Annotated in this window: 24 protein-coding genes, 1 tRNA gene and 1 other RNA gene; 13 read left to right on the top strand and 13 right to left on the bottom strand. The window is 71.6% G+C overall.

The features are described from left to right. Nucleotides 1-8: 8 nt before the first annotated feature. Genes E3O41_RS08845 through E3O41_RS08835 form a run of 3 tightly spaced genes read right to left on the bottom strand, consistent with a single transcriptional unit; the run spans nucleotide 9 to nucleotide 3,456 of the window. Nucleotides 9-1,472, bottom strand: a complete 1,464-nt coding sequence (locus tag E3O41_RS08845; RefSeq protein WP_067027246.1) for an MFS transporter — start codon at nucleotides 1,470-1,472, stop codon at nucleotides 9-11. Further along, nucleotides 1,469-2,803 (bottom strand): M20/M25/M40 family metallo-hydrolase, encoded by a 1,335-nt coding sequence (locus tag E3O41_RS08840; RefSeq protein WP_240482459.1) that lies wholly within the window; start codon nucleotides 2,801-2,803, stop codon nucleotides 1,469-1,471. Before E3O41_RS08840 ends, E3O41_RS08845 begins: the two co-directional genes overlap by 4 nt. After that, nucleotides 2,800-3,456: an SIMPL domain-containing protein gene (locus E3O41_RS08835; RefSeq protein WP_067027244.1), complete on the bottom strand. Its 657-nt coding sequence runs from the start codon at nucleotides 3,454-3,456 to the stop codon at nucleotides 2,800-2,802. Before E3O41_RS08835 ends, E3O41_RS08840 begins: the two co-directional genes overlap by 4 nt. A gap of 170 nt (nucleotides 3,457-3,626) precedes the next feature. Here E3O41_RS08835 and ssrA point away from each other — a divergent pair. Next, nucleotides 3,627-3,997, top strand: a transfer-messenger RNA (tmRNA) gene (gene ssrA / locus E3O41_RS08830). Nucleotides 3,998-4,067: 70 nt separating this feature from the next. Here ssrA and E3O41_RS08825 read toward each other — a convergent pair. Together E3O41_RS08825 and E3O41_RS08820 are read right to left on the bottom strand one after the other, a co-directional pair. Then, nucleotides 4,068-4,643, bottom strand: a complete 576-nt coding sequence (locus E3O41_RS08825) for a hypothetical protein (RefSeq protein WP_067027242.1) — start codon at nucleotides 4,641-4,643, stop codon at nucleotides 4,068-4,070. After that, nucleotides 4,640-5,461, bottom strand: coding sequence for an inositol monophosphatase family protein (locus tag E3O41_RS08820; protein WP_067027240.1), 822 nt, complete (start codon nucleotides 5,459-5,461; stop codon nucleotides 4,640-4,642). The genes E3O41_RS08825 and E3O41_RS08820 overlap by 4 nt, the downstream gene beginning before the upstream one ends. Before the next feature lie 122 nt (nucleotides 5,462-5,583). On the opposite strand from E3O41_RS08820, the gene E3O41_RS08815 reads away from it, so the two are divergent. Then, entirely contained in the window at nucleotides 5,584-5,835 is a 252-nt protein-coding gene (locus E3O41_RS08815; RefSeq protein WP_067027238.1) for a DUF6458 family protein, read from the top strand. Between the two features lie 69 nt (nucleotides 5,836-5,904). Here the strand turns inward: E3O41_RS08815 and E3O41_RS08810 are convergent. Beyond that, a tRNA-Lys gene (locus tag E3O41_RS08810) sits at nucleotides 5,905-5,980 on the bottom strand. 147 nt (nucleotides 5,981-6,127) lie between these two features. Here E3O41_RS08810 and E3O41_RS08805 point away from each other — a divergent pair. Next, nucleotides 6,128-6,643 (top strand): YbhB/YbcL family Raf kinase inhibitor-like protein, encoded by a 516-nt coding sequence (locus tag E3O41_RS08805; protein WP_067027236.1) that lies wholly within the window; start codon nucleotides 6,128-6,130, stop codon nucleotides 6,641-6,643. Nucleotides 6,644-6,705: 62 nt separating this feature from the next. Here E3O41_RS08805 and E3O41_RS08800 read toward each other — a convergent pair whose 3' ends face one another. Further along, nucleotides 6,706-7,125 carry a hypothetical protein gene (locus E3O41_RS08800; protein ID WP_135012270.1) on the bottom strand — a complete coding sequence of 140 codons (420 nt, stop codon included), beginning with the start codon at nucleotides 7,123-7,125 and terminating at the stop codon, nucleotides 6,706-6,708. A gap of 97 nt (nucleotides 7,126-7,222) precedes the next feature. Beyond that, the gene (locus E3O41_RS14430) at nucleotides 7,223-8,302 is read right to left on the bottom strand and encodes a COX15/CtaA family protein (RefSeq protein WP_067027231.1); all 1,080 of its coding nucleotides are present in this window, start codon (nucleotides 8,300-8,302) and stop codon (nucleotides 7,223-7,225) included. Between the two features lie 226 nt (nucleotides 8,303-8,528). On the opposite strand from E3O41_RS14430, the gene sufB reads away from it, so the two are divergent. From sufB to E3O41_RS08745, 10 genes are all read left to right on the top strand, one after another. Then, nucleotides 8,529-9,947 (top strand): Fe-S cluster assembly protein SufB, encoded by a 1,419-nt coding sequence (gene sufB, locus E3O41_RS08790; protein ID WP_067027229.1) that lies wholly within the window; start codon nucleotides 8,529-8,531, stop codon nucleotides 9,945-9,947. Between the two features lies 1 nt (nucleotide 9,948). Beyond that, a complete protein-coding gene (sufD, locus tag E3O41_RS08785) occupies nucleotides 9,949-11,172 on the top strand; it encodes a Fe-S cluster assembly protein SufD (protein ID WP_067027227.1) in 1,224 nt (407 codons plus the stop codon). Next, complete coding sequence (locus E3O41_RS08780; protein ID WP_067027225.1) at nucleotides 11,169-11,495, top strand: non-heme iron oxygenase ferredoxin subunit; 327 nt, start codon at nucleotides 11,169-11,171, stop codon at nucleotides 11,493-11,495. Before sufD ends, E3O41_RS08780 begins: the two co-directional genes overlap by 4 nt. A gap of 37 nt (nucleotides 11,496-11,532) precedes the next feature. Then, nucleotides 11,533-12,303 (top strand): Fe-S cluster assembly ATPase SufC, encoded by a 771-nt coding sequence (sufC, locus tag E3O41_RS08775; protein ID WP_067027224.1) that lies wholly within the window; start codon nucleotides 11,533-11,535, stop codon nucleotides 12,301-12,303. 18 nt (nucleotides 12,304-12,321) lie between these two features. Next, entirely contained in the window at nucleotides 12,322-12,651 is a 330-nt protein-coding gene (locus E3O41_RS08770; protein ID WP_067027222.1) for a metal-sulfur cluster assembly factor, read from the top strand. A gap of 69 nt (nucleotides 12,652-12,720) precedes the next feature. Continuing rightward, a complete protein-coding gene (locus tag E3O41_RS08765) occupies nucleotides 12,721-13,878 on the top strand; it encodes a MalY/PatB family protein (protein ID WP_067027221.1) in 1,158 nt (385 codons plus the stop codon). Beyond that, the gene (locus tag E3O41_RS08760; protein ID WP_240482456.1) at nucleotides 13,875-15,284 is read left to right on the top strand and encodes an MFS transporter; all 1,410 of its coding nucleotides are present in this window, start codon (nucleotides 13,875-13,877) and stop codon (nucleotides 15,282-15,284) included. Before E3O41_RS08765 ends, E3O41_RS08760 begins: the two co-directional genes overlap by 4 nt. A gap of 10 nt (nucleotides 15,285-15,294) precedes the next feature. After that, nucleotides 15,295-15,879 (top strand): biotin transporter BioY, encoded by a 585-nt coding sequence (locus tag E3O41_RS08755; RefSeq protein WP_067027219.1) that lies wholly within the window; start codon nucleotides 15,295-15,297, stop codon nucleotides 15,877-15,879. After that, nucleotides 15,876-16,580 carry an energy-coupling factor ABC transporter ATP-binding protein gene (locus tag E3O41_RS08750; RefSeq protein WP_083991002.1) on the top strand — a complete coding sequence of 235 codons (705 nt, stop codon included), beginning with the start codon at nucleotides 15,876-15,878 and terminating at the stop codon, nucleotides 16,578-16,580. Before E3O41_RS08755 ends, E3O41_RS08750 begins: the two co-directional genes overlap by 4 nt. Next, entirely contained in the window at nucleotides 16,577-17,170 is a 594-nt protein-coding gene (locus E3O41_RS08745; protein WP_067027216.1) for an energy-coupling factor transporter transmembrane component T, read from the top strand. The genes E3O41_RS08750 and E3O41_RS08745 overlap by 4 nt, the downstream gene beginning before the upstream one ends. On the opposite strand, the gene E3O41_RS08740 is transcribed toward E3O41_RS08745, so the two are convergent. The 5 genes from E3O41_RS08740 to E3O41_RS08720 all read right to left on the bottom strand — a co-directional run bounded on the left by E3O41_RS08740 (nucleotide 17,167) and on the right by E3O41_RS08720 (nucleotide 22,863). Next, nucleotides 17,167-18,462: a hemolysin family protein gene (locus E3O41_RS08740; protein ID WP_067027214.1), complete on the bottom strand. Its 1,296-nt coding sequence runs from the start codon at nucleotides 18,460-18,462 to the stop codon at nucleotides 17,167-17,169. The genes E3O41_RS08745 and E3O41_RS08740 overlap by 4 nt on opposite strands. A gap of 95 nt (nucleotides 18,463-18,557) precedes the next feature. Continuing rightward, nucleotides 18,558-19,574: a TerC family protein gene (locus E3O41_RS08735; protein WP_067027212.1), complete on the bottom strand. Its 1,017-nt coding sequence runs from the start codon at nucleotides 19,572-19,574 to the stop codon at nucleotides 18,558-18,560. Nucleotides 19,575-19,764: 190 nt separating this feature from the next. Beyond that, nucleotides 19,765-20,775, bottom strand: coding sequence for a glycosyltransferase family 2 protein (locus E3O41_RS08730; RefSeq protein WP_067027209.1), 1,011 nt, complete (start codon nucleotides 20,773-20,775; stop codon nucleotides 19,765-19,767). Nucleotides 20,776-20,830: 55 nt separating this feature from the next. Further along, a complete protein-coding gene (locus E3O41_RS08725; protein WP_135012266.1) occupies nucleotides 20,831-22,138 on the bottom strand; it encodes an ATP-binding protein in 1,308 nt (435 codons plus the stop codon). Beyond that, a complete protein-coding gene (locus E3O41_RS08720) occupies nucleotides 22,135-22,863 on the bottom strand; it encodes a LytR/AlgR family response regulator transcription factor (RefSeq protein WP_240482454.1) in 729 nt (242 codons plus the stop codon). The genes E3O41_RS08725 and E3O41_RS08720 overlap by 4 nt, the downstream gene beginning before the upstream one ends. Between the last annotated feature and the right edge of the window lie 10 nt (nucleotides 22,864-22,873).

The following is a 22,873-nucleotide window of genomic DNA, read 5'->3' as shown; positions in this document are numbered from 1 at the left end:
CGCTCGCGTCACACGACGATCGGCAGATCCGCGGGCCGGTCGGTGAAGGCCTGGCGGGGCACCAGCAGCAGCGCGGCCGCAGCCAGCAGCGCCGTGGCGCCGCAGACGACCCACACGGTCACGTAGCCGGCGAAGGAGCCCGCCGTGCCGCCGGCGGCGCCCGTGGCACCGCCGAGCAGCGCGATGCCGAACACGCACGACGCGATCGCACCGCCGACCGTCTTGACCGAGTTGGTCAGGCCGGTCGCCACGCCGGTCTGCGCCTCGGGAGCCGCCGCCGCGGCGGCCGCGGGCAGGGCGGCGACGAGCGCGCCCGAGCCGAGGCCGACGAGGAGCATGTTGGCCGTGACCTGCACGTAGGAGTCGTGCAGCGGCAGGAACAGCAGGAAACCGACGCCGACGCACGCGGCGGCGAGGACGAGCGCGCGTCGCGGCGTGATCCGGCGCGCGAGCATGGGGAACAGCAGCGCGCCGACGATCATCGCCACGAGGTAGAAGCCGATGAGCAGCGATGTGGTGAATCCCGCGGTGCCGAGGCCGTAACCGTGCACCGCGGGATCGGTGCGGGCGAAGGTGGACAGCGGCGCCTGCGCCCCGAGCACGCTGACGCCGAACAGCCCCGCGGTGAGGAAGACGGGCCACAGCGCGGGGTTGCGGAACATGCGCACGTCGATGAGCGGATCGGCCCGGCGCAGCTCCCACAGCGCGAACGGGATCAGCAGCGCCAGGCCCGCCCCCACGACGAGCCAGGGGAGCGGATCGCCGGCGCCGTTGAGCCGCAGCAGGCTGAGGCCGCCCGTGAGCGCGACGAGCGCGAGCGAGACGAGGACGAGGCCCGTCGTGTCGAACACGCCGCCGGCCGGGTACGGCGACTCGTCGACGCCGAAGAGGATCACGAAGAAGCACACGACGATCGCCAGCGCCGGCACCAGCAGCACGATCCACAGCGGCAGCGCGTCGACGAGCGCCCCGCCCACCAGCGCGCCCGTGATCGCCCCGGCCTCGAGCGCGGCCACGAGCACGCCGGCCGCCTTCGCCGTCAGCGCCGACGGCGCGCCCTGGCCCGTGCGCGCCACGATGGCCCGCGCCCGCGCCCAGATCAGCGCCACCTCGAGCGGCAGCCACACCACGTAGAACCCCTGCAGCGCCCAGGCGACGAGGAACACCGTGAACGAGTCGGTGAACGGCAGCGCGAGCGAGGCGGCGGCGGTGAGGGCCGTGGAGATCAGCAGCATGCGCTTGTGGCCGATCATGTCGCCGAGCTTGGCGAACGCGGGCACGACGAGCGCCGACAGCATGAGCTGCGAGCCCTCGAGCCAGTTCACGTCGGCGTCGTGCACGCCCAGATGCCGCGCGATGTCGGTGAGCATCGGCGTGTAGTAGCCCTGGATGATCCCGCTCGTGAACTCCACGACGGCGAGGAAGCCGACGATGCCGAGGAGGGCGCCCAGCCGGGCGGTCGGTGCGCTCATGCGAGTCCCCTGATCAGTGCGATGTGGAAGTCGCGCCCGCGCTCCAGCGACGCGATCTCGACGCGCTCGTCCACGCCGTGGATCGCCGCGCGCTGCTGCGCCGACATCTCCAGTGGCGCGAAGCGGTAGACGGGGCGCCAGCGCCGGTGGAAGTGACGCGCATCGCTTGCCTGCATCATCAGGTACGGCACGACGAGGGCGTCGGGGAACGCGGCCGCCACCGCCGCCGAGAGCGCGGCGAAGGCCGGCCCGTCGGCGGGCGCCTCGGGCGACGGATCGTCGCCGCCCACCAGCTCGACCGAGACGCGGGGATCGCGGATGCGCCGCCGGACGCGCGCGATGACCGATCCGATTGTCTCGCCCGGGATGATGCGCACGTTGAAGGTGGCGGTCGCCCGCGCGGGCAGCACGTTGTCGGCGGTGCCGCCCGCCTGGCGGGTGGCGGCGATCGTCGTGCGCACGAGCGCCGCGGACTCTCCGCCCACGCGCGCGAGGACGGGGCCGGCCAGGCGCGGGAGGCGCGACAGCAGTCGCAGCCCCGGCGCGGCGATGCCCGTCGCGCGCGGGGCGAGCACGGCGAGCATGCGGGCGATGGACGCCGGCACCCGGGGCCGGAAGGTGCCCGCGTCGAGCCGGTCCACCGCTCGCGCGAGGCGCGCGATCGCCGTCGGCCCGCGCGGGGCCGAGGCGTGCCCGCCGTCGCCGGCGGCCTCGAGCCGCAGGGTGGCGACGCCCTTCTCGCCCAGGCCGATCATCGCCGCGCGGCCGGTCACGAAGGGCAGGGGAGCGTCGACGACCGCGCCGCCCTCGTCGAGCACGAGCCACGGCGTGACGCCGCGGTCGTGGAGCGTCTCGGCGATCGTCGCGGCGGCGGTGCCGTAGGTCTCCTCGTTGCCGCCGAAGGAGAGGTACACGTCGCGCGCGGGCGTCACCCCCTCGCGCAGCAGCTGCTCGACCGCCTCGAGGATGACCAGCAGCGGGCCCTTGTCGTCGAGGGCGCCGCGGCCGTGCACCCAGCCGTCGGCGATGCGGCCGGCGAACGGGTCGAACGTCCACCCGTCCTCGGCGCGCGCCGGCACGACGTCGAAGTGCGCCATCAGCACGATCGGGTCGTCGGCGCGCGCGCCGCGCCAGCGGTACAGCAGCCCGAGCTCGCCGATCCGCTCGCGCTCGAGCTGCGCGCGGGTGAGCGGGTACAGCTCGGCCAGCAGCGCGACGAACTCCTCGAACGGGGCCGTCCCGCGCGTGTCGAGCTCGGCGCTGACGGTGGGGATCCGGATCATCCTGCCCAGCCGCTCGGCGATCGGCGGGGCGTCGCCGCTGCCGGTCACGCGCGCGCCGCGAATCGGCCCTCGACGGTGGCCGAGATGACGATCTCCTCGGGCTCCAGCTCGACGGGGGGAGGGGATGCGGCGGCCGCGCCGCGCGCCCTCATCGCCGCGAACGGCTGCGGGGCATCGCGCGAGAGCATGTCGTGGTCGGCGATCTCGACGGCCACGACCTCGCCCAGCTCGAGCGCATCGGCGTACGCCTTCGCGCGCTCGAGCGCGACGCCGACGGCCTCGGACGCGGTCTCGCGCTCGATCCGGGCGCGGGTGTCCTCGGTGAGGCGCCAGTCCACGCCGTCGACCTGCACGGCGTCGATCTCGGACAGCTCGCCGATCCAGCCCGACAGCTCGGCGAAGTCGTCGAACGTCGCCCGGAACTGCACCGTGCCGTAGTGGACGGGCGGCAGCTGCCGGCCGTCGTTGTTCCAGGGCCGGGCCGACCAGAAGTACGCGCGTTCGCTGGACCAGCGCACGATCCGCTCGCCCTCCTCCAGTGCCTTCAGGCGCGAGCGCACGGTGTCGGCCACCTGCCCGACCCGGCGCGTCACCGATGCCCGATCCGGCCCGTCCGCCCGCACCTGGGCGCTCACGACGGCGAGCTCCGGGGCGACGCGGCGCTGGGCCGTCCCTCGCACCGAGATGACCACATCGCTCATACCGGCTCCCTTCGCCGTCTCTCGTCTGGACAGACGCTATCGCAGGGCTCGACCGACATGCGGAATGGCGGGCGTCGTCGATCCGTTGTAGTCTGTAGTGCTCGGCAGATGTCGATCATTGGTAACTCCACAGCGTGCGATATGCGGTTCCCTTCGCGAGAAGGATCCACGGGGCTGATCGGTTTCGACAGTGCTTGTGAATCTGCGAGAAGCGGGCCGAGGATGCAGGGTTATCTCGTAAACGCCCCCTGCAAAAACAATAAGTGCCAACGCTAAGCGCACTGACTTCGCCCTCGCTGCCTAAGCGAGCCCGATAGTCCGTCAGACCGTGGGTGATCCCGACACGGATTCTGGCGTCATCTAGGGATCTTGCTGCGTGACGGTGTCGAGACGTCACGCGGGACTTTTCCTCGACTGGGCTCGTCGACCTATGTGTCTGTGCTGAAGGTCGGAGCCGAGTAGAACGCCCTCACAGACTGCGCCCGGAGAAGCCCCAGAGACTCAGCATTGGACGGGGGTTCGATTCCCCCCAGCTCCACCGAACCGCATCGCACGCTGTGACGCCGACGCCCCGCGATCCGCACGGACCGCGGGGCGTTGTGCTGTGCGGGTCAGTCCGGCGGCCACTGGATGATCTCGAGTCCCTGCTTGGTGTCGGACATCGCGACCCAGCCGTCGCCGAACTCGTAGGTCATGCCGTAGCCCTCGTCGTCGGCCATGACGACCCACTCGGGGTTCTCGGTGAGGTAGGTGACGCCCGACTCCTCCAGGCGCACCCATCCCTCGCCCTCCAGGGTGCTCTGCGCGGCCGCGGCGGTCTCGGCGTCGACGGGGGCCCAGCCGTACATCTGCACGTGGTCGCTGGCCACCGACAGGTCGCCCCAGATGCACTGCAGGGCGTCGGGCAGTTCCGTGGCGCCGAGCACGAAGGGATCCTCGCGTGCCGACCAGCCGAGATCGTCGAACTCGGCGACGACGTAGGGCGAGATGATCGTCTCGCACGTCGGCTCGGCCGGCGCGGTCGGGGTCGCATCGGGCTCGGGCGCCACGGTGGCGGCGGGCGCGGGCTCGGTCGTCGCGCCGCCGCCCGCCGGGTCGTCGGCCGGAGCCGGTGCCTCGCCCGCGCAGCCCGCGAGCGCGAGGCCGAGGGCGGCGATCGCGGCGAGGGCGGCGGGCCGGATCGTCATGAGCCCGTCCCGTGCAGCACGCGCAGGATCTCGTCGTGCAAGAGGCCGTTGGTGGCGACGGCGGAGCCCGTGGCGATGGAGTCCTCGCCCTCGAACGAGGTGAAGCGACCGCCGGCCTCGCGCACGATGGCCACCGCGGCGGCGACGTCGTACTCCTTCACGTCGAACTCGCCCACGAACTCGATCCGCCCCTCGGCCAGCAGCATGTACGACCACACGTCGCCGTAGGCGCGATCCCGCCAGACGCGCTCCTGCAGCGCCAGCAGCGCGTCCAGGTGACCGGCCTGACGCCACTGGGCGATGCTCTGGAAGCTGATGCTCGCGTCCTCGAGCGCGTCGACCCTCGAGACGCGGATGCCGCGCTCGCCGTCCGCGGCGTTCGTCCACGCGCCGGCGCCCTCCGCCGCCCACCAGCGGCGGCCCATCGCCGGCATGCTCACCACACCGAGGCGCACCGCGCCATCGACCTCCAGGCCGATCATCGTGCCCCACGCCGGCACGCCGCGCAGATAGTTGGCGGTGCCGTCGATCGGATCGATGATCCAGCGACGATCCGCCTGCGCGCTGGCGCCGAACTCCTCGCCGAAGATGCCGTCGGCCGGGCGCTCGACGGCGAGCAGGTCGCGGACGGCGCGCTCGGCCGCGAGGTCGGCCTCGGTCACGTGGGTGCGGTCGGCCTTGCGGCGCACGTCGAGGTCCGCGGCGTCGAACCGGCCCAGCGTCTGCGCGTCGGCCGCGTCGGCCAGGCGCAGCGCGAGGGCCAGATCGGCCTCGGCGTCGAAACGCGCGACGGGGGAGGACTGCGCGGGGGAGGGCATCCCCACAGGCTACCCGCCGCGGGATTCCGCGGCCTGCATGAGGGGTGGGGGCATACGAATCCGTATGCAGCGGCCTTGTCAACCCTGATGACGGCGCCGCGCGGCCTCCGTACGGTCGGGGTATGAGTATCGGAACCGGAATCGTGCTGTTCGTCCTCGGAGCCATCCTCGCGTTCGGCTTGGAGCTGGACATCCCGGGGCTCAACGATGACTTCGTCGGCTACCTGCTGATGGGTGCGGGCGTCGTCGTCTTCCTCATCGGCCTGATCTTCCTCATGCGTCGCCGCTCGACCGTCGAGCACACCCGCACCGTCGGAGACGCCGGCACCGCGGAACGCGTGACGGAGCGACGCACCGATGCGGACCCGTATTGATCCACTCCGCGGGCTCGCCGGTCCGCGCAGACGACGAAACCCCTGGTCGATCGACCAGGGGTTTCGCTGTGGTGCGCCCCCAGGGACTTGAACCCTGAACCCACTGATTAAGAGTCAGTTGCTCTGCCGATTGAGCTAGAGGCGCGTTCCGGAGCGGGGCCTTTCGGCGTTCCGAACCGAGGATCGACTCTATCAGGAAGCGGGGCGGATCGCGAATCGAGGCGGGCCCCCGCGCCTCCGGCGGCGTGTCGGCACCCTGTCGCGCGGAGCGGGCGCTGAGTAGTCTGGCGCCATGTTCTCTTATGACCCCTATGCAGAACTCGCCACGCTGCGCGACTTCGCGCCGCTGACGGTGACGAGCACCGATATCGCCGAGGGTCAGCCGCTGCCGCGCGCCCAGTGGGGTTCCGCCGGCGGGGGCTCCGACACCTCGCCGCAGCTGAGCTGGTCGGGCGCCCCGGAGGGCACGAAGTCGTTCGCCGTATCGTGCTTCGACCCGGACGCTCCCACCGGCTCGGGCTACTGGCACTGGGCCGTCTACAACCTGCCGCCCGACGTGACCTCGCTCGCCACGGGCGAGGATCAGCCCGCGGCGGGCATCTCGCTGCGCAACGAGTCGGGCGTGCCCGGCTACGTCGGCTCGGGCCCGCCTCCCGGCACCGGCGTGCACCGCTACTTCTTCGTGGTCGACGCGCTCGACACCGTGCTCGAGCTGCCCGAGAACGCCACGCCGGCGGTCCTGGGCTTCAACCGCCACTTCCACGCGCTCGCGAGGGGCATCCTCGTCGCCACGGCGACGAGCGACTGAACGCTCAGACGGCGGCCTCGCGAATCGATCGCGAGGCCGCCGTCCTTCGTGTGCGCGGCGCGTCAGCGCGCGGCGGGAGCCTCGTCCCGTTCCACCGCGTCCGCGGGGCTCGCGGCGTACGGCGCGGCCGGCTCCGAGGGCGCGGTGAGCTCCTCCTCGACGCCGGGCTCCTCCTCGACTTCGGGCTCCTCCTCGGCGACCGGCTCCGGCGCGGCGGGCGCGGGGGCGAGCCGCTTGGCGGCCGCCAGCGCCACCGCGAGGGCGAGGCCGATGAGTCCGGCGCCGAGGATGGGCGCGCCGAGCGTGATGATCGCCTGGCCGGCGTACACCTCCACGCCGGTGGCGCTGCCGTCGAGCAGGGTCGACGTCATCGTGTCGAGGGCGCGGAAGCTGAGGGCGCCTCCCGCGACCGTGGCGGCCAGGGAGCCGACCACGAGCACCCCATAAGGGACGCTGGTGATCAGGCGGGGCGTGCGAGACATGATTCTCCTTCGGTCGTGAGCGACTCCCACCACCCTCGGCGCCGACCCCGTGCGTCGGCGATGCGCTCGCTATGCGCCGCCTGTGGATCGCGCGCGCTCAGGCCTGGACCGCGGCGGGCCGCTTCAGGCGCAGCACCACCACAGTGAACGCGGCCGCCGACAGCGCGGCGAGCACCATGTGGATGCCCACGAGCAGCTCCGGCAGCCCGTTGCGGGCCTGGATCACGCCGACCACCACCTGCACGAGGATCACCGCGAGCAGCGCGATCAGCCACGGCAGCGGCCGCAGGCGGCGCGCGGCGGCGACGACCGTGAGCACGACGACGAGGCCGAGCAGGAGGTATCCCGGCCACGAGTGCACGTGGGCGAGGACGGTGGCGTCGAAGCCGTCGCGCACGATGTCGGGGTCGCCGGAGTGCGGGCCGTTGGCCGTGGTGAGCACGCCGAAGAACACCGTCACCGCGAGCACGAGCGTCGTCACGTGCGTGAGCGCGAGGAACCAGGTGGGCACGGCGCGCTCGCGCGGGCCGGGCACGTCGTACAGCCGCACGAGGAAGGCCGCGGTCACGCACACGAGCGCCAGTGAGGCCGCGTAGTGGAAGCCGACGAGGAAGGCGTTCAGCTCGGTGAGCACGGTGATGCCGCCCGCCAGCGCCTGGGCCACCACGCCGGCGACCACGATCCACGCGAGGATCTGCAGGTCGCGGCGCTGCGGGATCGAGCGCACCGACACGATGGCGGCGACGATCACCACCACGAGCAGCACCGCCGCCGCGGCCCAGAACTCGCCGACGAGCGCGAAGGCGATGGCGGCGGCGACGACGCCCCCGAGCGCGAACCACACGGCCGTGAGCACGTGGCGGCGCGTACCGACGGCCGCCAGGGTGAGCAGCAGCACGACGATCGCGGCAATCCCGACGACGCCCGTCATGGTGCGGTTGCCGAACTCGATGAAGCCGTGGATGCCGAGGTCCTGGGTGGGCACCAGCGACTCGGGGGTGCACAGCGGCCACTCCGAGCAGCCGAGCCCCGAGCCGGTCAGGCGCACGGCGCCGCCCGTGCCGATGATCGTCGTCTCGAACAGGAACGACAGCCACGCGAAGAGCTGGAGCCAGCTCTTCCGCAGGGGAACGGGGGAAGGTGCGGTCTGCGGGCGAGCGGCGTGGGTGGTGGCCATCGGGTGGTGCCTCCTGATCCCCTCCGAATACCGAGCGCTCGGCGCCGATGGGGAGGGAACCTGTAGAATTGAACGGCTGAAAAGACGCGGGCGCAATGCTCGTCGCATCAGTGACAAGTTTAGGCGTGAATCCTGCGCCACAGCGGGGCCCCAGTACGGCACTCCATCTCCGGAATGCCGGGCCGGCTGACACCGTTTCGGGACCCACGAGGAGAGTAGAGACCGCATGTCGGATGTGCTGATCGACCGCCCCGAGCTCGAAGGTCTGGGGGTGTACGAGTTCGGCTGGCACGACCCGGACGCCGCCGGCGCGAGCGCCAAGCGCGGCCTCACGGAGGCCGTCGTCCGCGACATCTCGGCCCTCAAGGCCGAGCCCGAGTGGATGCTCAAGAACCGTCTGAAGGGCCTGTCGCTCTTCGAGAAGAAGCCGATGCCGACGTGGGGCGCCGACCTCAGCGAGATCGACTTCGACAACATCAAGTACTTCGTCCGCTCCACCGAGAAGCAGGCGCAGTCGTGGGAGGACCTCCCCGAGGACATCCGCAACACGTACGAGAAGCTCGGCATCCCCGAGGCGGAGCGTCAGCGCCTCGTCGCCGGCGTCGCCGCGCAGTACGAGTCGGAGGTCGTGTACCACCAGATCCGCGAGGACCTCGAGGCCCAGGGCGTGATCTTCATGGACACCGACACGGCCCTGCGCGAGCACCCCGAGTTCTTCGAGGAGTACTTCGGCACCGTGATCCCCGCCGGCGACAACAAGTTCGCCGCGCTGAACACGGCCGTGTGGTCGGGCGGCTCGTTCGTGTACGTCCCCAAGGGCGTGCACGTCGAGATCCCGCTGCAGGCGTACTTCCGCATCAACACGGAGAACATGGGTCAGTTCGAGCGGACCCTGATCATCGCCGACGAGGACAGCTACGTCCACTACATCGAGGGCTGCACCGCCCCGATCTACAAGAGCGACTCGCTGCACTCGGCCGTCGTCGAGATCATCGTGAAGAAGAACGCCCGCGTGCGCTACACGACGATCCAGAACTGGTCGAACAACGTCTACAACCTCGTCACCAAGCGCGCCGTGGCGCACGAGGGCGCGACGATGGAGTGGATCGACGGCAACATCGGCTCGAAGGTCACGATGAAGTACCCGTCGATCTTCCTGGTGGGCGAGCACGCCAAGGGCGAGACCCTCTCGGTCGCCTTCGCCGGTCCCGGTCAGCACCAGGACGCCGGCGCGAAGATGATCCACATGGCGCCGTACACGCAGTCGTCGATCGTCTCGAAGTCGATCGCCCGCGGCGGCGGCCGCGCCGGCTACCGCGGCGAGGTGCGCGTGGACGAGAACGCGCACCACAGCGCCAACACCGTCCGCTGCGACGCGCTGCTGGTCGACACGATCTCGCGCAGCGACACGTACCCCGCGATCGACATCCGCGTGGACGACGTGCAGCTGGGCCACGAGGCCACGGTCTCGAAGGTCAGCGAGGAGCAGCTGTTCTACCTCATGAGCCGCGGCATGCCCGAGGACGAGGCGATGGCGATGATCGTCCGAGGCTTCATCGAGCCCATCGCCCGCGAGCTGCCCATGGAGTACGCCCTCGAACTCAACAAGCTCATCGAGATGGGCATGGAAGGATCGGTCGGCTGAGATGACGACCACGCAGGCGCCTGCAGAGGCGCAGAACGAGCACGCCCATCGCGACCCCGCCACGGTGATCATCCCGCCGCAGGACGAGGTCACGGTCCCGGTCCAGACCCGCTCGGAGCGTCCGCGCTCGTACGAGCCGGCCGACTTCGGCACCCCCACCGGCCGCGAGGTCAACTGGGTGCACGCGCCGCTCAAGCGGCTCGCGCCCCTGTTCGCCCCGGCGGAGCAGAACGACGGCGTGTCCTACGCCTTCACGGCGGGAGAGCAGTACGCCGCCGCGCCGCTCGCGATCGGCACCGCCCCGCGCGGTGAGGTGTTCGAGCCCGAGGACCTGCCCGCCGCCATCGCCTGGCAGGGCGCGACCGAGGCGCTGCACATCCGCATCCCGCGCGAGGAGGAGGTCGCCGAGCCGATCGTCCTGCGCATCGACGGCCAGGGCGCCGAGCGCCGCGCCGACGCGCACCTCGTCATCGAGGCGCTCGAGCACAGCCAGGCCACCGTCGTGATCCGTCACGAGGGCGCCGCGCAGCTGGCCGAGAACGTCGAGATCATCGTGCGCGACGGCGCCACCCTCACCGTGGTGGCCGTGCAGCGCTGGGACGACTCGGCCATCCACGCCGCCGCGCACCAGGCCCGCGTCGGCCGCGACGCCACGCTGCGCCACTTCGTGGTGAGCTTCGGCGGCGGCGTCGTGCGCGTCAACCCGAACGTCGAGCTCGACGGCACCGGCTCGAACGGCGAGGTCTACGGACTGTCGTTCGCCGACTCCGGCCAGCACCTCGAGAGCCAGGTGTACCTGTACCACAAGGGTGCCGAGACCACCGGCGACGTGCTCTACAAGGGCGCGCTGCAGGGCGCAAGCGCGCGCAGCGTGTGGATCGGCGACGTGCTGATCGGCCCGAACGCCACGGGAACCGACTCGTACGAGGCCAACCGCAACCTGGTGCTCACCAACGGCGCCCGCGCCGACTCGATCCCGAACCTCGAGATCCAGACGGGCGACATCAAGGGCGCCGGCCACGCGTCGGCGACCGGTCGCTTCGACGACGAGCAGCTGTTCTACCTCCAGGCCCGCGGCATCGCCGAGGAGGAGGCCCGCCGGCTCGTGGTGATCGGCTTCCTCGCGGAGATCGTGCAGAAGCTCGGTCTGCCCGAGCTCGAGGCGGAGCTCACCGCGGCGATCGAGCAGGAGCTCGCCACCGGGGTGGAGGAGACCGCGAAGTGAGCGCCACCCGCGTCTGCGCCGTGAGCGACCTGGTCCAGGACCAGGCCCGCCGCGTCGAGGTCGACGGCGTTCCGATCGCGCTCGTGCTCGACGCGCAGGGCGAGGTGCACGCCATCGGCGACACCTGCACGCACGGCGACATCTCGCTGTCGGAGGGCTTCGTCGAGGGCGACACACTCGAGTGCTGGGCCCACGGCTCGGCGTTCTCGCTGCGCACCGGCAAGCCGCTCAACCTCCCGGCCTACGAGCCGGTCCCCGTCTACGAGGTGACGATCGAGAACGGCGACGTGCTCATCGATCCCACCGCCATCAAGCAGGCCTGAGCAAGGCCCCACGAACTCTCCACACGAAGGAATCAACATGACTGTCCTCGAGATCAAGGACCTGCACGTCACGGTCGAGACCGACGAGGGGACCACGCCGATCCTCAACGGCGTGACCCTGACCGTGCGCTCGGGCGAGACCCACGCCATCATGGGCCCCAACGGCTCGGGCAAGTCGACCCTGGCGTCGACGATCGCCGGCCACCCCAAGTACACGGTCACGAGCGGCTCGATCACGCTCGACGGCGAGGACGTCCTCGAGATGGCCGTCGACGAGCGTGCCCGCGCCGGCCTGTTCCTGGCCATGCAGTACCCGGTCGAGATCCCGGGCGTGACGGTGACGAACTTCCTGCGCACCGCCAAGACCGCCATCGACGGCGAGGCCCCGGCGCTGCGCCAGTGGACCAAGGACGTCAAGGAGGGCATGGCGGCCCTGCGCATGGACCCCAAGTTCGCGCAGCGCAACGTCAACGAGGGCTTCTCGGGCGGCGAGAAGAAGCGCCACGAGATCCTCCAGCTCGAGCTGCTCAAGCCGAAGATCGCCGTGCTCGACGAGACCGACTCGGGCCTCGACGTCGACGCGCTGAAGATCGTGTCGGAGGGCGTCAACCGCGCCAAGGACAACACGGGCCTGGGCGTGCTGCTCATCACCCACTACACGCGCATCCTGCGCTACATCCAGCCGGACTACGTGCACGTCATGGTCAAGGGCAAGATCGTCGAGGAGGGCGGCCCCGAGCTCGCCGAGCGCCTCGAGGCCCAGGGCTACGCGGAGTACCTTCCGGCGGACGCCCCGATCGAGGCGTAAGAGAGTAAGGTTCCCCTTATGACCGCGACGCTGGCTCCCGAGAAGTACGACGAGGTCACCGAGGCCCTCAAGGACGTCATGGACCCCGAGCTCGGGGTGAACGTGGTCGACCTGGGCCTCATCTACGACCTCGGCTGGGACGACGAGAACGACGCGCTCGTCATCCACATGACGCTCACCAGCGCCGGCTGCCCGCTCACCGATGTGCTCGAGGAGCAGACCGCGCAGGCGCTGGACGGCGTGGTCGAGCAGTTCCGGATCAACTGGGTCTGGATGCCGCCGTGGGGTCCCGAGCGGATCACCGACGACGGCCGCGACATGATGCGCGCGCTCGGCTTCTCGATCTGATCGCCACCCGAAGGCCCCGTCCGCGGACGGGGCCTTCGACATGTCCGGGGACGGCATAGGATCGAGCAGGTGACGACGCCTCTTGATGCCCTGCCCCTGGACCTCCTCCGGACCCGCACGAGCAGCAAGTGGACACGCTATCCCGACGACGTGCTCCCGCTGTTCGTCGCCGAGACCGACTTCGCGCTCGCCGAGACCATCGAGACTGCGCTGCTCGACGCCGTGCGCCGCGGCGACACCGGCTATGCCCCGCCCCGCGACGCGCGCATCCCCGAGGCGTTCGCCGCCTTCGCCGCCCGCCGCTTCGGCTGGAGCGTCGATCCGTCGCGCATCCGCACCACGTGCGACGTGATGATGGGCGTGGCCGAGGTGCTGCGCGCGGTCACCCGGCCGGGCGACCGCGTGATCGTCACCCCGCCCGTGTACCCGCCGTTCTTCGACGTGCACGCCGAGAGCGGCACGGTGGCCGAGCGCGTGCCGCTGCGGCGCGACGACGCCGGCTGGCGCCTCGACCTCGAGGGCATCGAGAGGGCCTTCGCGGCCGGCGCCCGCGCGATCCTGCTCTGCAACCCGCACAACCCCACCGGCACCGTGCACGACGCCGACACGCTCGCCGAGCTCGCCCGGATCGCGCACCGCCACGGAGCCTGGGTGATCAGCGACGAGATCCACTCGCCCCTCACCCTCCCCGGTGCGACGTTCACGCCGTTCCTGACCGCGGCGCCCGAGGCCGCCGAGGTGGGCATCGCGCTGACGAGCGCCAGCAAGGCCTTCAACCTCGCGGGCCTCAAGTGCGCCCTCATGGTGACCGCGGCCGACGGTCCGAACAGGGTCGTCTGGGGCATCCCCGACGAGGTCGAGTGGCGCACGTCGATCCTCGGCGTCATCGCCGGTCAGGCCGCGCTCGCGCACGGCGACGCGTGGCTCGACGCCCTCATCGCGCGCCTCGACGCCAACCGGCACCTGCTCACGAGCCTGCTCGCCGAGCACGCGCCCGGCGCGCGCTACCTGCCGCCGCAGGCCGGGTTCCTCGCATGGGTCGACTTCTCGCCGCTCGGCTGGGGCGGCGACCCCGCGGCGCGGATCCTCAAGGACGCGCGCGTCGCGCTGAACCCCGGCCCGTCGTTCGGCGAGCCCGGGCACGGGTATGCGCGGATCAACATCGGGACGGGCCCGGAGATCCTCACCTCCGCGCTCGAGCGCATCGGCACCCTGAGCGCCTCGTGAGCAGCCCGCACGAGTTCACCGGCCCCATCCCGATCGTCGAGGGCGCCGATCGCGCGCCGCGCGAGACGATCTGGAGCCCGCGCTACGTCTGGGTGACGCTGGGCGCGTTCGCCCTCATCTTCCTCGCGGCCGTGCAGTCGCTGGCTGTGACCACCGTGATGCCCGCCGTGAGCGACGCGCTGCACGGCGAGGCCCTGTACGCCGTGGCGTTCTCCGGCACCCTCGCCACGAGCGTCATCGGCATGGTCGCGGTCGGGGCGTGGTCGGACCGCACCGGCCCCGTCGTGCCGCTGTATGCCGCCGTGGGCATGTTCGTCGCGGGGCTGCTCATCGACACGGTCGCGCCGACGATGGAGGTGCTCGTCCTCGGCCGGCTCGTGCTCGGCCTCGGATCGGGCGGGCAGATCGTGGCGCTCTACGTGGTGGTCGCGCGGATCTTCCCCGCCGCGCTGCACGGCCGGGTGTTCGCCCTGTTCTCGGCCGCCTGGATCGTGCCCTCGCTCGTGGGACCGTTCGTGGCCGGGGCCGTGGCGGAGTTCCTGCACTGGCGCTGGGTCTTCGGCGGGGTGGCCGTGCTGGCGGTGGCGGCGCTGCTCATGATCGCGCCGCGCCTGCGCGGGATCAACGCCCACGCCGAGCACCCGGCCGAGGGCGCCGGGCGCGCCCTCGTGCGTCGGCTGCTGCTCGCGGTCGTGGTGGCCGCCGCCGCGCTGGGACTCGCGCTGTCGGGCGAGCTGGCCGACCCCTGGTCGTGGGTCGTGGCGGCCGCGGCGCTCGCGGTCGTCGGCATCGCCGTCGTCCCGCTGCTGCCGCGCGGCACGCTGCGGGCCGCCCCGGGACTGCCGTCGGTGATCCTCATGCGCGGCGTGCTGGCGGGCGGGTTCTTCGGTGCCGAGGTCTACATCCCCAAGCTCTTCATCGACCGCTACGGCTGGTCGTCGACGTTCGCGGGCCTCGGGCTCACGATCGCCGGCATCACGTGGGCGCTCGGCGCCGAGCTGTCGGCCCGGCACGCGGACCGGGTGGGGGACCGGCGGCTCGTCCTGGCCGGTGTGGGGCTGCTGTCTTCGTCGATCGGGCTCGTGCTCGCCTCGGCCGTGTTCGGCTGGCCGGGCATCGTCCCCGCCATCGCGTGGGGCATCGGCGGCCTCGGCATGGGCTTCGTGTACGCGCGGCTGTCGGTGCTCATGCTGGCGTACTCGAGCCCGCGCGATCAGGGCTTCAACTCCTCGGCGCTGCAGATCTCCGACGCGGTCGGCTCGTCGGCCGTGATCGCGATCATGGGGCTGCTGTTCCTCGCGATCGGCCCCGCCGCCGGATTCCCCGCGGTCTTTGTGCTCGGTATCCTGATCGTGCTGCTCACTCTTGTGCCCGGGCTCCGGATGGGCGGCGCGGGCGCGCGATAGGTTCGAGCGCATGACCCGAGACCCCTGGGAGGCGCGCGACCTGGCGCGCGTCGCCGTCTTCGCCGCCCTCATCGTCGTGCTCGGCCTCATGGGCCCCGTGCCCGTGCCGGGCCTCGTGCCGATCACCGCCCAGACCCTCGGCGTGATGCTCGCCGGCACCGTGTTGGGGTGGAAGCGCGGCGGAGCCGCCGTGCTCATCGTGCTCGTGCTCGTCGCGATCGGCCTGCCCGTGCTCGCGGGCGGCCGCGGCGGGCTGGGCGTCTTCGCCGGACCCACGGTCGGCTACCTGATCGGCTGGCTGCCGGGCGCGATCGTCACCGGCCTCATCGCGCACTCGGGCCGGCTGACCTGGTGGCGCGTCCTGCTCGCCGCCGTGGTGGGCGGCATGCCCGTCGTGTACGCCGTCGGCATCCCGCTGTACGCCGCGATCGGCGGGTTCTCGCTCGAGCAGGCGGCGCTCTTCACCGTCGCCTTCCTGCCCGGCGACGCCATCAAGGCGCTCGTGGCGACGGTGCTCACGCTCCTGCTGTTCCGCGCCTACCCGCCGGCGTTCCCCCCGGCGGTGCGCGCCGCGCGCGCGCGGACGGCGGCGTGACGGCCGAGCCCATCGAGGTACGCGGCCTCGGCGTCGAGATCGACGGCGCGCGCATCCTCCGCGACGTCACGGTCACGCTGCCGCAGCGGCGGATCGCGGTGATCGGCGCGAACGGGTCGGGCAAGTCCACCTTCGCCCGCACCCTCAACGGCCTCGTGCGACCCACGTCCGGGACGATCTCGGTGGCCGGGATCGACGTGGGACGCGACCCGCGCCGGGCGCGGGAGGCGGTGGGCTTCCTCTTCACGAGCCCCGACGCGCAGCTGCTCATGCCGACCCCCGCGGAGGACCTCGCGCTGTCCCTGCGCGCCGCGGGGGTGGCGAAGGCCGAGGTCCCCGCGCGCGTGGCCGACGCCCTGGCCCGCTTCGGGCTGGCCGACCGCGCGGATCAGCCCTCGTACAGCCTGTCGGGCGGGCAGAGGCAGCTGCTGGCACTGGCCGCCGTGCTCGTGCGGCGGCCGCGCGTGCTCGTGGCCGATGAGCCGACCACGCTGCTGGACCTCGGCAACGCACGCCGCATGGCCGATCTGCTCCTCGAGGGCGACGAGCGGGGCGACGTCGCCGATCAGGTGCTCATCGTCACGCACGACCTCGACCTCGCGGCCCGCTGCGACGTGGCGCTGCGGTTCGCCGACGGCCGCCTGGCCGAGGCGGGCGAGCCCGGCGCCGTGATCGCCCGCTACCGGGCGGAGCACGCGTGATCGCGCTCTACCGTGCCGGCCGCAGCCCGCTGCACCGCGCGCCCGCCGCGGCGAAGCTCGTGGCGCTCGCGGTGCTCGCGCTCGCCGTCTCGCTCGCGCCGCACACCCCGTGGACGGCCGCCGGCTCGCTGCTGGCGGTGCTCGCGCTCTTCCTGCTCGGCGGGCTCGGCGTGGTCGAGTTCGGGCGGCAGCTGTGGCGGGCCAAGTGGATCGTCCTCGTCCTCGCGGCCTCGCAGCTGATCTTCCTCGGGCCGGAGGCCGCGCTCCTGGGCACGACGCGCGTCGTCGCCGTCGTGCTGCTCGCGGCCCTCGTGACGCTCACGACGCCGATGGGGGAGCTGCTCGAGACCCTCGAGCGCGCGCTGGAGCCGCTGCGGCGGTTCGGCGTCGACCCCTGGCGCGTGGCGTTCACGGTCTCGCTCACGATCGCGGCCGTGCCGGTGATCGCGGACCTCTCGCGGCGCATCCGCGAGGCGCAGCGCGCCCGGGGCGTGCGGCTCGGCGCGCACGCGATCGTCACGCTGCTCGTGCTCACCCTCCGCCACGCCGACGACGTCGCCGACGCCCTCACCGCGCGGGGTCTGGCCTAGGAACCGGCGGCGTCGGCGCCGACGGTGTCGACTACCGGCACCACCCGCACCGAGGCGATGCGACGGCGATCCATCGCGGTGACCTGGATGACCGCGCCGGGCACCTCGATCGCGTCGCCGACCGCGGCGAGCCTGCCGAGGCGCTCCGTCACGAAGCCCGCGATCGTGTCCGAGGCACCGCGCGGCAGCTCCAGGCCGCTGATCTCTTCGAAGTCCTGCAGGTTCAGCCGCCCTTCGAGCACTCCGCCCGCGGAGGACGGCGTCGTCTCGGTGTCGTACTCGTCGAAGATCTCGCCGACGACCTCCTCGACGAGGTCCTCGAGCGTGACGATGCCGTCCGTGCCGCCGTATTCGTCGACGACGACGGCGATCTGGTGGCCGTCCGCACGCAGCCTCGTGAGCGTCGGCAGCACGCGCGCGGTCGAGGGCACGTAGGGGATCGGGCGCATCACGCGGTCCAGCGGGCGGTCCGGGTCATCCGCCGCCGATTCGAAGAGATCGCGCACGTGGACGAAGCCGACGATGTCGTCGATCGAGGTGTCGGAGACGGGGTAGCGCGAGAACGGCAGGTCGCGGACCTGCGCGGTCGCCGCGCCCACGGTCGCCGCGCTGTCCAGCGCGACGACCTCGGGACGCGGGCGCATGACCTCGCTCACCTGGCGCCCGCGCAGCGACAGCACGTCGTCGAGGATGCGCCGCTCGTCGTCGGGCAGACCCTGATGGGTGGCGACGATGTCGCGGATCTCCTCCTCGCTGAGCTCGTCGGCGGTCTTGTGCGGGTCACCGCCGAGCAGGCGCACGAGGGCGTTCGTGCAGACGGAGAGCAGCCAGATCACCGGGCGCATGAGCGTGGCGAAGCCGTCGAGAACCGGGGCCACGGCGTACGAGAACTGCGCGTTGCGCTGGATTGCGAGGCGCTTGGGAACCAGCTCTCCGAGGACCAGCGAGAGGAACGCGATCACGAGGGTGAGGATCACCGTCGCCAGCGTGAACGCCAGGGCCTCCGGGACACCGAGGGTCGTCAGCAGCGGCGCGACGTCCGGGGCGATCGAGGTGGCGCCGTAGGCCGACGAGGCGAAGCCGGCGACGGTGACGCCGATCTGCACCGCCGAGAGGAAGGTGTTCGGGTTGCGGGCGAGGTCCGCGACCTTCTCGCCCCGGCGGCCGCGTGCCGCGATCGCGTTGAGCTGGCTCTCGCGCAGCGTGACCAGGGCCATCTCGGTCGCGGCGAAGACGCCGCCCACGAGGACGAAGACGAAGACGAGGGCGATGTTCCAGACGAGGTCGCTCACAGGAGGCCCCCTCGTCGGTCGGCGCCGGCGCGTCGTGCGGCCGGCGCCTTGGGACTATCGGGGTCGGAGGACGACTCGGTTCGGGTGCGATCTGGTCACGACGCTTCCTTCTCGGTGATGGGATCGGGGGTGGGCAGGGAGGCCGCGCGGCCGTCTCTGCGGGTCTTCAGGAGGCTCGCGACGGCGGCCACGGCGATCGTCGTGCCGATGAACACCAGCGAGAACCAGATGGGGATCTCCGGCGCCCACTCGACGCCGCGCCCGCCGTTGATGAACGGCAGCTCGTTGACGTGGAGCGCGTGCAGCAGCAGCTTGACGCCGATGAACGCGAGGATGACGGCCAGGCCCTGCGCCAGGTAGACCAGGCGCTCCAGCAGGCCGCCGATGAGGAAGAACAGCTGCCGCAGGCCCATGAGCGCGAACGCGTTCGCGGTGAAGACGATGTACGCCTCGCTCGTGAGGCCGTAGATCGCCGGGATCGAGTCGACGGCGAAGACGAGATCGATGAAGCCGATCGCCACGATGGTGAGCAGCATCGGCGTGACCCAGCGCCGGCCGTCCTTGCGCACGGTGAGGCGGTCGCCGTGATACTCGTCGGTCACCGGCAGGGTGCGGCGAACCAGGCGCATGAACGCGCCGTTTGCCGGGTTGCTGTCGTGACCGCCGCGGGCCTGCCGGTAGGCGAGCACGAGCAGGAAGGCGCCGAACACGTAGAAGATCCACGACAGGTTCGCGATCAGCGCGGCGCCGACGGCGATGAACACGCCGCGCAGGATCAGCGCGATCACGATGCCGATCATCAGCACCTTCTGCTGGTACGCGCGCGGCACCGCGAAACCGGTCATCACGATGAGGAAAACGAAGAGGTTGTCGATCGACAGTGCCTTCTCGGTGAGGTACCCGGCGAAGTACTCGCCGCCGTACGTCCACCCGGACACGACGCCGATCCCCACGCCGAAGAGCAGCGCGAGACCGATGTAGAAGGCCGACCAGCGGGCCGACTCGGCGATCGTGGGCTCGTGCGGCTTGCGCACGTGCGCGTAGAACTCGTAGACGAAGAATGCGACGGTGACGGCGAGGGTGATGCCCCAGACGAGCGGGGTGATGTTCACGAAGGCTCCAGACCTGACAAGGATCGAATCGATGTCAAGGTCTCGTCCATTCCCGGATGGGAACCGGTGGCCCGGGATGCGATGCATCCGTAATGACGAGCCGACCGTGTCGGAGTACTCCCCTTGGACCTCCAGTCTAGGGGAACGCCCGGGGTGGTTGCTCACCGAGCGGGCGACGATGCGCGATCTCTCAGCTGAAGCCGACCACCCGGCGCGCGACGCGGTAGGTCAGCAGCGTGGCGCGGCGCCCGACCGGGCCTGGCAGGTTGGCGCTGGTGCCGATCATGCCGTGGCGCAGGTGCGAGTAGATCCACGGGCTCTCGTGCTTGATCTCGCGCCACAGCTCGCGGCGCTGCTCGAGATGCTCCGAGCCGCCCGCCCGCACGAGCAGCGCGGAGGTGATGCCGCACAGCACCTCGACGTGGTGCAGCAGGTAGCCGTACAGCCCCTGCGGCACGTCGTCGGGGTGGGGCAGGGCGGCGAGCACGAGCCGCGTGACGCGCAGCTGCTGGTCGACGCGGCGCACCATCACGGCATCGTTGACGGACTGGTCGGCGCGGCCGATGAAGTAGCGGTACAGGTCGACATCGAGGTAGTACAGGCGGCGCGTGTGGGCGAGCGGGCGGACGACGTAGAGGTTGTCGACGTAGAAGGTGTGCTCCGGCAGCGTCAGCTCCGCCTCCCGCAGCAGCGCCGTGCGGTAGGTAAGCGCGTGCATCATGAGGTACTGGCGGCGCCCGAACTCGCCCACCTCCTCCCAGCCGAACACGTGCCCGGCCGGCATGACGTTGGAGTAGCGCGTCGTGCGCCGGGAGCGGCCCACGCGTTCATGAACGTAGTTGGTCACGAGCGCGTCGACGCCGCCCGTGCGCTCCAGCCGCGTGAGCGTCGTGAGCACCCGGGTGAGCGCGAGGCGATCGATCCAGTCGTCGGCGTCGAGCACCTTGAGGTAGGTGCCGCGCGCCGCCGCGATGCCGGCGTTGATCGCGCCGCCGTGGCCGGCGTTGCGCTGGTGGATCACCCGGAAGATCTCGGGCTCCTCGGCGGCGTAGCGATCGGCGATGGCCCCGGTGTCGTCGCGCGAGCCGTCGTCGACCACGACGACCTCGATGCCCGCCACGCCCCGCAGCGGCGAGAGCGCGCGATCGAGGTAGGCGGCGGCGTCGTAGGCGGGAACGACGATCGTCAGGAGCGGATGCACGTATCGATCGTCGTCGAGCTCGGGGATTCTCACCAGTTCACTCGCATTCGTGTCGTCAGGCGGGGACGCGGGGGAGAAGGATCCGCAGGGAGAACCAGCGGTCGTCGGTGGCGATCGAGACCGTCCCGCTGTAGCGCTCGATCGTCTGCTGGATGCTGCGCAGGCCGTAGCCGTGGCCGGCCGGGTCGGCCTTGCGCGAGACGATGCGCCCGTCGGCGCGATGGATGATGCCGTCGAAGGTGTTCTCGACGCGGAGCATGACGAAGTCGTCCTGCGCGAACAGCGCCACGCGCACGGCGCGGCTGTCCGGATCGATCCGCCGGGTGTTCTCGATCGCGTTGTCGAGCGCGTTGCCCATCACGGCGACGACGTCGAGGTCGTCGAGGCCGTCCAGGAGCGAGCCGTCGGCGACGCAGGTGATCTCGACGCCGTGCTCGCGGGCCGCGGACGCCTTGGCGTGCAGCACCGCGTCGAGCACCGCGTTGCCGGTGTGGAAGACGGCGCCGTCGTCGGCGATCGAGCGCTCCAGCTCGTCGACGAGGCGCGAGCGCGTGCCCGGGTCGGTCTCGGCCCGGATCGCCTGGATCGCGTGCTTCATGTCGTGGTGCTTGCGGGCGGTCTCGTCGATCGCGCGCTTGGTGGCGCGGTACTGCGCGTGCTGGCTGCGCAGCAGCGACTGCATCGCCTCGTTCCGCGCGCGCATGCGCAGCTCCGTGCGCCACTCCTGCTGCGCGTAGAGGGCGATGTAGCCGCACAGGTCGACGAGGGTGCGGATGTAGAAGATCTCCGGTCCCAGGCGTCCGCTGAACGGGGTGTTGGCGGTGAGGAAGCTCAGGTTCGACAGGGCGAAGGTGGCGGCGGCGATCGCGCCGGCCGAGATCACCTCGCGCCAGCCCACCTCGAGCGCGTCCTCGCGCGGCATGTGCCGCGCCTCGGCGGCTCCGGCCAGCGCGAAGCACAGGCCGTAGGTGACCACGAGCAGCGCGACGGCGGGCGGGGTGAGCTCCGCGCTGCGGAAGAAGTAGGTGTGCAGCTGCCAGTGCAGCGAGGCCACGAGCTCGGCCAGCACGAAGGCGCGGGCCGTGAGGTACGCCGTCGTCGCCCAGCCGCCCGCGACGGCCGAGCGCAGGAAGAGGAACATCACCGCGACCGCGGCGAGCATGCCGGCCGTCCACAGCGGCAGCGGGAGGGCGCCCGCGAGCAGCTGCGTCGCGACGAGGGCCGCGAGCCCCGCCACGAGCAGCCCGATCAGCGGCAGCAGCCGCACGCGGCGCCGCAGGATCGCGAGGTACACCACGCATGCGCCCCACTCGGCGATTCCGGTGCACAGGCGGGGGATGTCGGGCAGCACGTCGCCGATCACGACGCGGCCCCGACGGATCCGATGTGCGCGGCCAGCGCCGAGAGGAACGCCCGGCGCTTGGGACGGCTGATCGGCAGCACCGTGCCGTCGCGCAGCCTGCAGTCGTTCTGTTCGACCCCCGTCACGTGCGCGAGGTTCACGAGGTACCCGCTGTTGCAGCGGCGGAAGTCCGCGCCGTCCAGCTCGGCCTCCATGGCCTTGAGCGACGAGACGACGGAGTGCGTGCCGGTGAGGGTGTGGACGATCACGCGGTGACCCGCGCTCTCGAGGTAGGTGATGTCGGCCACGTCGACGCGGTGGTAGGCCCCGTCCGCCTGGAACAGCACGGTGCGGCGCCGGCGCCGCGCCAGCTGCGCGCGCACCCGGTCGAGCTCCTGCGCGAAGGCGGGGTAGGCCACGGGCTTGAGCAGGTAGTTCAGCGCCTGCACCTCGTAGCCGCCCACCGCGTAGCGCGGCGAGTTCGTGATGAACACGATCACCACGTCGTCGTCGAGCTCGCGCACGCGACGCGCGGCGGCCATGCCCGAGACCCGCTCCATCTCGATGTCGAGCAGGAGCAGGTCGTAGTCGGCGCGGTATCCGGCCAGCAAGCCGGCACCGTCGTCGAACACCGACACGTCGAAACGCGTGCCGCGCTCCTCCTGGTACCGGGCGAGGTGCGCGACCGCGAGATCCCTGCTGTGCGGGTCGTCCTCGACGACGCCGACCCGCACGATGCCTTCCACGACCGCCAGC

Source organism: Microbacterium sediminis (genome assembly GCF_004564075.1).
Taxonomy (GTDB): Bacteria; Actinomycetota; Actinomycetes; order Actinomycetales; family Microbacteriaceae; genus Microbacterium; species Microbacterium sediminis.
The sequence above is the reverse complement of the archived record's forward strand: the minus strand, read 5'-3'. Positions and strand labels throughout refer to the sequence as shown.

Bases quoted from the DNA above. Each gene is read 5' to 3' on its own strand.
- E3O41_RS08835 (WP_067027244.1), bottom strand. From the start codon at position 3,456: ATGAGCGATGTGGTCATCTCGGTGCGAGGGACGGCCCAGCGCCGCGTC.
- E3O41_RS08815 (WP_067027238.1), top strand. From the start codon at position 5,584: ATGAGTATCGGAACCGGAATCGTGCTGTTCGTCCTCGGAGCCATCCTC.
- E3O41_RS08770 (WP_067027222.1), top strand. From the start codon at position 12,322: ATGACCGCGACGCTGGCTCCCGAGAAGTACGACGAGGTCACCGAGGCC.
- sufB (WP_067027229.1), top strand. From the start codon at position 8,529: ATGTCGGATGTGCTGATCGACCGCCCCGAGCTCGAAGGTCTGGGGGTG.
- E3O41_RS08755 (WP_067027219.1), top strand. From the start codon at position 15,295: ATGACCCGAGACCCCTGGGAGGCGCGCGACCTGGCGCGCGTCGCCGTC.
- E3O41_RS08845 (WP_067027246.1), bottom strand. From the start codon at position 1,472: ATGAGCGCACCGACCGCCCGGCTGGGCGCCCTCCTCGGCATCGTCGGC.
- sufD (WP_067027227.1), top strand. From the start codon at position 9,949: ATGACGACCACGCAGGCGCCTGCAGAGGCGCAGAACGAGCACGCCCAT.
- E3O41_RS08820 (WP_067027240.1), bottom strand. From the start codon at position 5,461: ATGCCCTCCCCCGCGCAGTCCTCCCCCGTCGCGCGTTTCGACGCCGAG.
- E3O41_RS14430 (WP_067027231.1), bottom strand. From the start codon at position 8,302: ATGGCCACCACCCACGCCGCTCGCCCGCAGACCGCACCTTCCCCCGTT.
- E3O41_RS08805 (WP_067027236.1), top strand. From the start codon at position 6,128: ATGTTCTCTTATGACCCCTATGCAGAACTCGCCACGCTGCGCGACTTC.
- E3O41_RS08800 (WP_135012270.1), bottom strand. From the start codon at position 7,125: ATGTCTCGCACGCCCCGCCTGATCACCAGCGTCCCTTATGGGGTGCTC.
- E3O41_RS08825 (WP_067027242.1), bottom strand. From the start codon at position 4,643: ATGACGATCCGGCCCGCCGCCCTCGCCGCGATCGCCGCCCTCGGCCTC.
- sufC (WP_067027224.1), top strand. From the start codon at position 11,533: ATGACTGTCCTCGAGATCAAGGACCTGCACGTCACGGTCGAGACCGAC.